General features: G+C 34.4%; 10 protein-coding genes. 6 read left to right on the forward strand and 4 right to left on the reverse strand.

The window, feature by feature from the left end:
- Window position 1 precedes the first annotated feature (1 nt).
- From BST93_RS06970 to BST93_RS06980, 3 genes are all read left to right on the forward strand, one after another.
- The gene (locus BST93_RS06970) at window positions 2-1,936 is read left to right on the forward strand and encodes a LysM peptidoglycan-binding domain-containing protein (protein WP_105018590.1); all 1,935 of its coding nucleotides are present in this window, start codon (window positions 2-4) and stop codon (window positions 1,934-1,936) included.
- Between the two features lie 19 nt (window positions 1,937-1,955).
- Window positions 1,956-2,357, forward strand: coding sequence for an OsmC family protein (locus BST93_RS06975; protein WP_042278073.1), 402 nt, complete (start codon window positions 1,956-1,958; stop codon window positions 2,355-2,357).
- A gap of 238 nt (window positions 2,358-2,595) precedes the next feature.
- On the forward strand, window positions 2,596-2,883 hold the full coding sequence (locus BST93_RS06980; RefSeq protein ID WP_181072567.1) for a DUF922 domain-containing protein: 288 nt from the start codon (window positions 2,596-2,598) through the stop codon (window positions 2,881-2,883).
- Here the strand turns inward: BST93_RS06980 and BST93_RS06985 are convergent.
- Window positions 2,878-3,375 carry a hypothetical protein gene (locus BST93_RS06985; protein WP_146104989.1) on the reverse strand — a complete coding sequence of 166 codons (498 nt, stop codon included), beginning with the start codon at window positions 3,373-3,375 and terminating at the stop codon, window positions 2,878-2,880. The two genes, BST93_RS06980 and BST93_RS06985, sit on opposite strands and share 6 nt — an antisense overlap.
- A 346-nt stretch (window positions 3,376-3,721) precedes the next feature.
- Here BST93_RS06985 and BST93_RS06990 point away from each other — a divergent pair, with 346 nt between their 5' ends.
- From BST93_RS06990 to yidC, 3 genes are all read left to right on the forward strand, one after another.
- A complete protein-coding gene (locus tag BST93_RS06990) occupies window positions 3,722-6,190 on the forward strand; it encodes a reprolysin-like metallopeptidase (protein ID WP_105018593.1) in 2,469 nt (822 codons plus the stop codon).
- A 182-nt stretch (window positions 6,191-6,372) separates the two neighbouring features.
- Window positions 6,373-7,992, forward strand: a complete 1,620-nt coding sequence (gene pyrG / locus BST93_RS06995) for a CTP synthase (protein WP_105018594.1) — start codon at window positions 6,373-6,375, stop codon at window positions 7,990-7,992.
- Between the two features lie 68 nt (window positions 7,993-8,060).
- Entirely contained in the window at window positions 8,061-9,872 is a 1,812-nt protein-coding gene (yidC, locus tag BST93_RS07000) for a membrane protein insertase YidC (protein WP_105018595.1), read from the forward strand.
- Between the two features lie 241 nt (window positions 9,873-10,113).
- Here the strand turns inward: yidC and BST93_RS07005 are convergent, their stop codons facing one another.
- The 3 genes from BST93_RS07005 to BST93_RS07020 form a co-directional block, all read right to left on the reverse strand.
- A complete protein-coding gene (locus tag BST93_RS07005; RefSeq protein ID WP_105018596.1) occupies window positions 10,114-10,932 on the reverse strand; it encodes a hypothetical protein in 819 nt (272 codons plus the stop codon).
- A 418-nt stretch (window positions 10,933-11,350) separates the two neighbouring features.
- Window positions 11,351-11,764, reverse strand: coding sequence for a DUF6691 family protein (locus BST93_RS07015; RefSeq protein ID WP_105018598.1), 414 nt, complete (start codon window positions 11,762-11,764; stop codon window positions 11,351-11,353).
- 3 nt (window positions 11,765-11,767) lie between these two features.
- Window positions 11,768-12,325, reverse strand: a complete 558-nt coding sequence (locus tag BST93_RS07020; RefSeq protein WP_105018599.1) for a YeeE/YedE family protein — start codon at window positions 12,323-12,325, stop codon at window positions 11,768-11,770.
- Window positions 12,326-12,333 lie beyond the last annotated feature (8 nt).

Raw genomic sequence — 12,333 nt, forward strand, 5'->3', positions numbered from 1 at the left:
TATGAAGCATTTTATATATAGTTTATTAATTATTTGTCTCGCTTTCGCGAAAGCGAGCTGTGCAAGCGCACAAACCTATAAAAAGCATACAGTTGATCAGGGTGAGACCTTGTATAGTATAACGCAGTTATATGACGTAACCGAAGATGCTCTAGTTCAACTTAATCCCGACCTTAAATCAGGATTAAAAATGGGTGCAGTACTATTGATACCTGAAAAGTCTGGCAAGCAAGATAGTAGGATTGAAAAATATATCACCCATAAAGTTAAACGAAAAGATAATCTTTTTAGACTTGCTCAAAAGTATGGGATTGATGAACTAGATATAAAAGAGGCCAACAAAGAATTATACTCAAAACCCTTAAAACGAGGTGATAAAATAAGAATTCCTGTTTTTGCCGAAGACCAAAAGCAACAAGTGACACAGGATAATTCACCTATCACCTTGATAGATGGACAATATAAAGTCTTGCCCAAGGATACTAAATACGGTATAGCAACTAGATATGGTATAAAAGTTAAGGAATTAGAAAAACTTAATGATGGTTTAGATAACTTACAACCTGGAATGATAATCAACGTTCCCAAAAAGAATACCGTTGAAAATGAAGGGTCAACTGATGCAAGTAAATTTGTGACCTACACTGTGCCGGCAAAAATGGGAATGTATTCGCTTACTAGATTAGCAGGAATTTCCGAGGATAGTATAATATCTTTAAATCCTGATGTTAAAGAAGGTCTCAAAGTTGGAATGCAATTAAAATTACCTGCCAGAGTTAACCTAGATAATGGTTTAAGTGGTAATGGTATAAATACAAATAGGTTATATAGCAATTTACGAGATAGTATTGTTAATTATGACCAACAGCGTATAGCAGTAATGCTACCTTTATCATTGCATAAAATTACTGAGGAACAATCCCAGGATGATAGATTGCAAGCTGATCGTACTCTAAGGAGGGCCCTAGATTTCTATAGTGGTATGCAGGTAGCCAGAGACAGTGCCAAAAAATTAGGAATAGACGTCAACTTTGATTTATACGACACTCGTAAAAGTTTAGATAGAACAAAATCCATTTTAAATCAAACAGATTTTTCGAATTACAATACTATTATTGGTCCATTGATGGGTAAAAATGTAGTAGAGGTGGCAAAACACGTAAAAGGAGATGATATTCCTGTGGTGAGTCCTCTCACAACAACCGATGTAAGACTGTATAAAAATCTTTTTCAATCAAGACCTGTAGATGAGCTCTTTATTGAAAAAATGCAAAAATATATCCTTAGTATTAAGGAAGGAAAAAATATTATTATAGTTACAGACAATACAAAGCCTGAGCTTAAAAATTTATTTGCAAACCTTGTTCCCGAAGCAAAACTGTTAATTCCTAATCAAAAAAAGAATTACATTTTTAGTCGTCACTATTTTGATGCCTTGGATAAGGAAAAAGAAAATTTAGTAATTCTTGCTGTTGAAAACGTTGGATTTATCACCGATGCTGTTTCTAATTATAGCGCAAAGGCTGATGACTTTAAAATCACCATGATAGGAATGGATAATTACGAGGATATGGATTTGTCAAATACTCGACTTGCGCAGCTTAATTATATTTACCCAAAAATGAATAGAGATTCTGGTGGTGATACCGCTTTCGCGAAAGCGTACTATAGAGCACACAATATTTCACCCAATGAGTATGCAACAAGAGGATTTGATGTAACTATGGATGTGATATTAAGACAAGCTAGCGCTAGTGATTTATTTGAAAGTGCCATGCGCCATGGAGCAACAACGATGGTTGAAAACAAATTTGATTATCGAAAGAAGTTTCTTGCGGGATATTATAATGAAGCAGTTTTTCTATTACAATATCAAAAGGATTTATCTATAAAAGTTATTGATGTGGACTCGTCTGAGGAAACAAAAGAGAATTAATAAAACGAATAGTTGAGATATGACATCAAGGGTTGAGTATTTAGGAGATTTAAGGTGTAAATCTGTTCATATTAAAAGTGATAACTCATTCGTAACAGATGCTCCTACTGATAACAATGGGAAAGGAGAAGCCTTTTCACCTACTGATACTGTGGCAACAGCTCTTGCAAGTTGTATGCTTACTGTAATGGGAATAAAGGCAAATGATCTTAATCAGGATATTTCTGGTAGTTGTGCTCATGTGTTAAAAACAATGGCAAGTGAACCTCGAAGAATTTCTAAGATAGAAGTTTCACTTGAAATGAAGGGTAATTGTGATAAGCGCACTCAAATTATTCTTGAGAGGATAGGGAATACTTGTCCTGTACTAAATAGCTTGCATCCTGATATTGAAAAGGTAATTAAGTTCAACTGGGAATGATGAAACTTGCTTGGTGTTTCGTTTTTCTTTTAGTTCTAAATTCTAATCCTTCAGAATATTTTACTTATGCGGATCATCCTGTATTGACCTGGGAAGATTTTAAAGGTATTCCACCACAAAATGCGAGACATTTTGCGAGTGTCAACACAGGTATAGCCTATAGTTATGAGGTTAAGATTTTAAATGGTGATTTTCATTTGAGCTATGAAATAGAAAGTCAATTTTATCCTCAGCTCAGTTGGAAAAAAATATACAAGAAAGTAGTAGAGATTTACTTGCTCACGAGCAATTGCATTGGGATATTTCTGAAATTTATGCTAGAAAACTTAGAACAGCTTTAAGCAAATATCGACCTAGAAAGTCATACAAAACTGATTTGAATGAAATCTTCCAAAAAATTGAATCAGAAAGACGAAAGCTACAAAAGCAGTACGATAGGGAAACTAATCACGGTATCGACAAGGAAGAACAAGCTAGGTGGTACATAAAAATCAAGGAGCAACTTTTTAAAACTACTCATCTATAATTTGATAGTGGTATTAATTGATTTTAAAATGTGAGGCACTTCACTTAAAGAGAAAGTTCCTGTTAAAGTAATCTGTTCATTGTTTCTATTGAGCTTAATATTAGCTTTTTCAACTGGATAGTATCCAGTCGCTCCTCTACAATTACACAATCTACCGAAAGACAAATCCTTGATATTTTCCTGATTGTACTCGTAGGTACCATTCTCGTTAGGAATTAAAATGTGAAGTTCTTCCTTGTAATAAGAATCTGCAATGTTATTCATCTCATCTCTTAAGAAGGAATAACGAACAGAACTTTGATCAGAGTTCATCTTTTTAATGTAGGTGGCACCATATTCATCTGCTTGTATCTTGAAAATTGTATTTTCAAAAAACTCAGATTGACATGTGCCTCCTTCTGGGCAATTGGATGAACTGTTTTTCATTATCATATCCTTTTCAGTTTTACATCCCAAGGTTACAGTTAGAACAATTAAAAGAAAGATCTTCATTATAGAAATTTTAAATTTTTGTCCACTATTCATTATGAGTTTGTTTATATAAATGTGATGATTAAACGTTATTTTTACAGCATAAGATATAGATTATGCAAAACAAATACCCTTCTAATGCTTTATTTTTAGTTTTAGTAATATTGATTTCATCAATTTCGATTGCTCAAAATAATTTTTTAAACAAATTTCTAAAATTCAAATTAAGGATTCTGATAAACTCGAAAGGAAATCAGAGCCTTTTAGGTACAAACTTTATTCTATCGATGTAAATCAAATTAAGGCATCGATTATTAATGCTCCTCATCGTTTTGATAGTACCACCCATAGCTCTGACATTATCACCTTGCCTACAAGCCATGGTGTTTTGGATTTTGAGGTTTACGCAGCACCTATTATGGAAAAAGCATTGCAGGATAAGTATAGCGATATCAATTCTTATATAGGCTATTCAACAGATAATTCCAGTACTCAAATTCGTTTTACAATCACACCATTAGGATTTCACGGAATGATTTATAACCCAGAATCTGGATTGGAATTTATTGATCCTTTTACAAAGGATAGATCAGTTTATATATCTTATTCAAAACAGGATCTACCAGTTATTGATGCTGGCGGTTATTGTACACTAGATACGTCAAATGTTCAATCACGAGATGATCATAATCACGATATTTCTAAGAATGCAAATGATGGTCAATTACGTACTTACAGAATTGCTATAAGTGCTACTATAGAATATTCTAGATTTCATTGGGAACGAGCAGGTTTTACAAATGCAGACACTGAACAAATACGAAGAGCGGCCGTTCTCGCAGCTATGAATGTTACTCTGGCGAGAAACAATTTTGTCTATGAGCAAGATTTATCAGTTACAATGAATTTAGTTGCTAACAATGATTTATTAATTTTTATCAATTCTGATAATTTAAGCAACGACAATGCTGGAGCAATTTTACCTCAAAATCAGCAATTAATTGACTCAACTATAGGTTCAGGTAATTACGATATTGGACATGTTTTCACAACTGGTGGTGGTGGTTTGGCTTCGTTAGGTAGTGTTTGCGTACCTGGTAGAAAAGCACAAGGAGTAACTGGACGAGCACAACCAATTGGAGATCCATATGATATTGATTTTGTAGCTCATGAATTAGGACATCAATTTGGTGCACCACATAGTTTTAATGGTACAGCAGGAAGCTGTTCGGGTGGTAATAGAAGTGGTGGATCGGCATATGAAGTAGGAAGTGGTTCAACAATTATGGCATATGCAGGAATTTGTCCACCTCAAAACGTTCAACCTAATAGTGATGCTTATTTTCATCAAACGAGTATTAATAGTATATGGAATACAATCGATTTTACCTGCGCACAACAAACTCCTACTGGAAACTCTCAACCAACTGCAAATGCTGGTTTAGATTATTTTATACCTAGTCAAACTCCTTTCAAATTAACTGCAAGCGCAACGGATGCAGATGGTACTGCAGGGTTGACATATACTTGGGAGCAATTTGATCTTGGCTCAGCAGGGTTGCCTAGCCCAACTAATACTACAGGACCACTATTTAGATCTTTTCAAGGAACTACTAGTCCTACAAGATTTATCCCACAGCTTGAAGATATAGTTGCAAATGGAGGAGTATCTACAGAGTGGGAAGTACTTCCTTCTGTAACAAGGGGAATGAATTTTACCGTAACCGTAAGGGATAATGATGCAAGAGGTGGACAAACGGACTCTGATACTATGAGAGCTACTTCAATAACTGCTGCAGGACCCTTTAGAGTTACATCTCAAAATACTACGGGTATAGTATGGTTACCAGGAAGTACTGAAACTATTACTTGGGATGTAGCAGGAACTAATGCAAACGGTATAAATGAAGGCTTTGTTAATATTGTTTTGTCTACCGATGGAGGTCAAACCTTCGATACTGTTTTAGCATCAAACGTTCCTAATAATGGTTCTTATGATTTAATAGTTCCTAGTGGAATTGTAGCGCCTAATTGTAGATTAATGATAGAGGCAGCTAATAACATCTTTTTTAATATAAATGATGAAGATTTCAATATAAACGCAAATGTGCAAACCACTTGTGATACCTATTCTTCAGGAAGTATCAACTTACCTATTCCTGACGGTCAAGGAAGCAATGTTCAAGGACCGGTTCTTTCAAATCAAATTAACATTCCAGTTTCCAATGTGTCTCAGGAAATCAGAATCGATTTAGATATTACACATGACTATGTTCAGGACTTAGTAGTACAAGTTAATAATCCGAACGGTGATGTTGCTACGATTTGGGGTAGAACATGTATTGGTGAGGACGATATTGATATTTTGTTTCAAGATGGTGCACCTGATGTTGTATGTGTTAGTCCTGTTTCAGGTACTTACTCTAGTCCGGTTGATCCTATGTCAACATTATCAAACAGTGATGTTAATGGCAATTGGACTATAGTAATGGCAGACTTTTTTAATGGAGATGCTGGTGTATTGAATCAATGGGCTGTTCAAGTATGTCAAACAACAGTAACTCCGTTGAGTAATGAGGATATTGTATTGACTCCGCAAGTTTCTATATATCCTAATCCTGCTACAAATTCATTCAACCTTTTATTAGATCAATGGAATGACGAACCTACTTCTGTAACCTTATATGACCTGTCTGGTAAAGAAATTATAACTCGCAATTTTGAGAACTCGTTTGTAGAGCAGCAGTTTTCTTTGGAAACAATTGCCAGCGGTATGTATATAGTAGAAGTAAAACAAAATAGTAATACGATTTCTACTAAACTCATAGTAGAGTAAGTATATAAAATAAAATTATAATTCAAATCCCTATTCCTCATAAAAAAGGAATAGGGATTTTTTAATAATAGCAACTAAATTTCTTAATCAGTGAAGTGCTTAATAACTACTTCAATTATGCTTACAATCCCATATTAAATAATTACTTTTGCACCTGTTTTTAAAGTAAGGAAACAGATATTATGGCACATGCTAAGTACATTTTTGTAACGGGTGGAGTAACCTCATCATTAGGAAAAGGAATTATCGCAGCTTCACTAGCAAAACTGCTACAAGCTAGAGGATTAAGAGTTACAATCCAAAAACTTGATCCATACATTAACGTAGATCCCGGAACACTGAATCCTTATGAACATGGTGAGTGTTACGTAACAGAGGATGGTGCCGAAACTGATTTAGATCTAGGACATTATGAAAGGTTTTTAAATGTTAATACCTCTCAAGCAAATAATGTTACTACAGGACGTATTTATCAAAGTGTCATTCAAAAAGAACGTAGAGGAGAGTTCCTAGGAAAAACGGTTCAAGTGATTCCACATATAACTGATGAGATTAAGGAGCGTATTCAGATTTTAGGTAAATCAGGTGATTATGATGTTATAATTACCGAGATAGGTGGAACAGTTGGAGATATTGAGTCATTACCTTACATCGAAAGTGTACGTCAATTACAATGGGAATTAGGTGATAACAATTCATTAGTTATTCATTTAACGCTTATACCATTTTTAAGTGCGGCAGGCGAGTTAAAAACAAAACCTACCCAGCACAGTGTTAAAACATTAATGGAAAGTGGAGTACAAGCAGATATATTAGTTTGTAGAACTGAACACGAACTTTCTGATGAAATAAGAACAAAGCTAGCACGTTTTTGTAACGTTAAACCAGAAGCAGTAATACAATCTATTGACGTAGAAACTATTTATGACGTTCCTAATAAAATGTTATTAGAAGGATTGGATAGAGTTGTCATTAAACAATTACACATAGAAACTGAGAGCCAACCAAACCTTAAAAGTTGGAACGAGTTTGTTATCAAACATAAAAATCCTAAAAGTCAGGTGACGATTGGATTAATTGGTAAATATGTTGAGTTACAAGATAGCTATAAATCTATTTTAGAAGCATTCATTCATGCCGGTGCAGAAAATGAGGTAAAAGTTAAGATTGAGAGTATTCACAGTGAGTACTTAGAGGTAGAAAATGTTGAGAAAAAGTTATCACATTTAGACGGCGTTCTAGTTGCACCTGGGTTTGGTGAACGAGGGATAGAAGGTAAAATAGAAGCAGTTAGGTATGCTCGAGAAAACGGATTACCATTTTTTGGTATCTGTTTGGGTATGCAAATGGCGGTAATTGAATATTCACGTAACGTTTTAGGATTGAAAGAGTCTAACTCTATAGAAATGGACGACAACACGCCGCATCCTGTAATTTCTCTTATGGAGGATCAAAAAAATATACTAGACATGGGTGGTACCATGAGACTAGGTGCTTGGGATTGTAAATTGAATGGTGGTAGAGTGTCAGAAATCTATGGAAATGAATTGATAAGTGAGCGTCATCGTCATCGTTATGAATATAACAATGAATATAGAGATCAACTTGAACAAGCTGGATTAAAAACTACCGGAGTCAATCCAAAAACTGATTTGGTTGAAATCGTTGAAATAGAGGATCATCCTTGGTTTATTGGAGTACAGTACCATCCTGAGTATAAAAGTACAGTAGCAAATCCACACCCATTGTTCAAATCATTTGTAGCTGCGGCGGCAACATTTAAAAGTAATAAAAATAAATAATCTGATTCCGCTTTCGCGAAAGCAGAATCACCACAAACCCTTTACAGAGTTTCAAACTCTATCTAGAAATGGAAGAAAATAAAACAGACTGGAAGCAAATATTAGGTATGTCCTTAATCTTTGCAATATTGATGTACATGTTCTTTATGAATAAGGAAGAAGTACAAGAACAAGAACCCAATACTACAACTGAACAATCTATATCCAATAATGATCAACCTGTTCCTGATGGCTTGACAGTTGTAAATGATTCAATTAATCCTAGTAATAGTGCTGAAACTTTATCCTACCAGACCGAATTAGTAGATTACAAATTCAGTACTAAAGGAGCTTATTTAACCCAAGCCGAACTTTTAAAGTTTAAGACTTACGATTCTTTACCGGTTTACTTAGTAAACGATGGTGATATGCGATTGAATTTAACCTTCATGACCAAAGATGGTCGTAAGTTAAATACCGCAGACATGCTTTTTACTCCGCAACAAAGCATGAACGGTGAAAATAAGGTTTTTAACTTCGTTGCTACACCAGGTAACAATGCCAAAATAGAATTTAGATATGAAATCAAACCAGATAATTATATGGTTGATTTTACTATTAGAAGTACTGGTTTAAACTCGGTTGCAAATACAAGTGATGCTGTTTCACTTAAATGGGATATGCAAGGGTATAGACGTTCAAAGAGTATCCAAAATGAGAACAGATATACTGAAATTAAATTTGAATATGATGGTGGTAGCGATGATTATACAGGACAAGGAGAAACCGCCGAGGAGGAAGGAAACGCTATTACTTGGGCAGCTTACAAGCAACACTTTTTCAGTTCAATACTTGTAACCGACACTCCATTTACGTCTGGTGTTTTAAGAACTAAGAATATTGCATCAATAGACGACTCACAAAATAAATTTACCAAGGAATTTAGTTCAGAATTTCAATTAGATTATTCTGGTGGTGAAATAATGTATAATATGGACTGGTATTTTGGTCCTACTGATTATGATATTCTTGAAAATTATGATGCCAATCTGGAAGAAGTTGTTGATTTAGGTTGGGGAATTTTTGGTGTCATTAATAAATATGTAATTAGACCACTATTTACTTTTATTACGTCTCCTAAATATCTAGGAATTCCTGTTGGGATAGGTATTATTCTTCTAACATTTGGGGTAAGGTTATTATTATCGCCAGTTTTATATAAAAGTTATTTAACTCAGGCAAAAATGAAAATATTACGTCCTGAGATCGAAAAAGTAACTGCAAAGTATAAAGATGACGCTCTTAAAAAGCAACAAGAAACAATGCGTATTCAGCGTGAGGCTGGAGCAAGTCCTTTATCTGGATGTTTACCGGCCTTATTACAGATGCCTGTATTTTTTGCCCTGTTCAAATTTTTCCCAACTGCTATCGAATTAAGACAAAAAAGCTTTTTATGGGCAGATGATTTGTCGAGTTACGACGAAATTTTTAAACTTCCTTTCCACATACCGGTTTACGGAGATCATGTAAGTTTATTTCCAATTTTAGCATCTGTTGCTATATTTTTCTATATGCAAATGACCACTGGTCAAAACATGGCGCAGGCACAACAACCAGGAATGCCTAACATGAAGTTTATCATGTATTTATCGCCATTATTCATGTTAGTTTTCTTTAATAATTATGCAGCTGGTCTATCGCTTTACTATTTTGTATCTAACTTAATTACAATAGGACTGATGTTGGTTATAAAGAATGTGATAATTGATAAGGATAAGGTCCTTGCCAAAATTGAGAAAGCAAAAGCTAAACCTAAAAAGAAGGGTAGATTTGCTAAAAGAATGGAACAGATGATGGAACAAGCACAAGCTCAACAAGAGTTACAGAAGAAGAAAAAGTAACATCCTATTATACAACATTAAAAACAGCTTTGTGAATATTTCATAAAGCTGTTTTTTTATTAATTGGCTTTACTTACTTAATTCAGTATATAACTTCGTGTAAGCTTAGTAAATATAAAACTATGAACTTTCTCTCGTTTTAAATTTTAAATCATATTAGCAACTACTTAAAATATAAAAAAAGTGTTTTTACATATGTAAAAACACTTTTTATGATTTTCAGTTCTTTTTCCTTAATACCTTACTCCTTAAGAGTAACTGTTCTTGTCACACTATTGAATGGTCCAGGTATAACTTGATTATTATCGTCAACAAGCTCTAGTTTGATGGAAACTTCACCCATAGGAAGTCCTTTTACAATATATGGAGCCCATTCAGTAATAGTAAAAACTTGATCGTTTATAGTAGCTCTTACCTTATTTCCGTCTTCTGAAAGAGTGGTGTTAATAACAAAGAAATCTAATAGTAAATTCTCAGTGTCTTTACCAGAATACTCTCCTTTAGGTCTGCTATAAATAAGAGTAGGAGCATTCATATCCAATTCTTGAGTTATCTCGTCACCTACTTGTACTTTCTTTACCACGACAGAATTGTTATTTTTAACAGATTCATGGTAAGATCTACTTAAAAAAGCTACTAGGTGGTGTGTTCCGTCAGGAAGAGCTTTAGTAAAGGTAGGCTCATAGTGAGCAGAGTAGGGTTGATTATTCACAATAAAATGAATGTGCTGACCTTTTCCTGAATTGGCTAAACGGTTTGCATTTTCACTTTCAGTAATTGCTCCTAATTCATAGTTTGTAACTTCAAAATCAAAGTTAGTATCACCGGAAGGAATAGTTCCAGAAACATCTGGAGATTTAAGAGAAAGACTAGCAGTTTCATAAGCTGGTGAGTCCATTAATTTTTCGATAGTAATAGAAGGCAATTCTTGTTCTACCATCGCTTCTTCAGAGAGCATTTCTTCGGTTTCCTCTGATTTTGGAGATTCTTTACATGCAATAAGTGTGGTAGCTGTTAAGGCTAAACCAATAGCTGCTATTCTATATTTTTTTATGTTCATGATGTTAGTTTGTTAGTTAATTTAAATTTTTAGTCTTCTCAAAGATAGTAATAGTGATTTGCAACAACGTGTAAATTAACGCTTTCTTGGGTTTGTGACTTTTGTTTTGTTAATGTAAGAAAATAAAAATTCCAGCTATAAAAGCTGGAATTTAAAAGTGACACGTACTTATAGAGCTTGACATGAAATTTTAGACGCCCATAGATAAACGGTTTTTCTAATTTGAAAAAATCTATTATATCTTGTTGACGTTCAAATTTTCTACCTTTAATTACATCTCTTAATTTATGCAAATAACTTTGAGATATTTCGATACCCGCAATCAAATTTTTTTGGTATCAGACAGGTCTGATTGGGAAATAGGTAACACCTCATCCTTGTAGGATTGGATAAGTTCTCGAATACTATTAAGCATCTATTAATGCGGTAGCTTATCTCTCAATATACCATACAGAAAAGTACCTGCTATTGCTCCAAAAATCACTATTAATATTGAAATATAGCCTGAACCTGCAAGTACATACATTGGTCCTGGACACGCACCGGCAAGTGCCCAACCTAATCCGAAAAGAATACCGCCTAAAAGGTAACGAGCTACACTCTTGTTTTTTGGTTTTAAGCTCATCTCACTACCATCTAAAGGTTTAATGTTATTTCGTTTTATGACTTGAACACCAATGACTCCAATTACCAAAGCAGATCCTATGATTCCATACATATGAAAACTACCAAATTGAAACATTTCATAAATACGAAACCAAGAAGCAGCCTCAGATTTATACATTATAACTCCAAAGAAAATTCCAATTACTAAATATGTTATATAACGCATTGTCTAAAAGATTAAAGGATATAAAAAATGAACCATTACAAGCCCGCCAATAAAGAAGCCAATTACTGCTATAAGTGAAGGTAATTGTAGATTACTCAATCCAGAAATGGCGTGACCTGATGTACAACCACCAGCATATCGGGCTCCAAAGCCTACTAATAAACCGCCTGTCAATAAAATGGCAAGTGTAAACGGGTCGCTAAGTGCCTCTGTTGCAAAAATTTCTGAGGGTAAATAAGCTTCACCAGCGCTTTTAATATTATAATCTTCTGAAAGCTGTTGTGCAATTTCAGGGTTGATTTCTACCGTATTATCGCTTAGGTAATTTGCAGCGATAAACCCACCGATTACTGCACCTAAAACAACCATCAGGTTCCAGCGTTCCGCTTTCCAATCGAATTTAAAAAAGTCAGAGGCTTTTCCTGCGCCGATAGCAGCACAAGCCGTTCGTAAATTTGAAGACATTCCAAATTGCTTTCCTACAACTAATAGTACAAACATTGTAAGAGCGATGAGTGGCCCAGCGACATACCAAGGCCAAGGTTCATAAATCCAATTCATATTTTTAA

Origin of the sequence: Nonlabens tegetincola (assembly GCF_002954355.1) — a bacterium.
Classification (GTDB): Bacteria; Bacteroidota; Bacteroidia; order Flavobacteriales; family Flavobacteriaceae; genus Nonlabens; species Nonlabens tegetincola.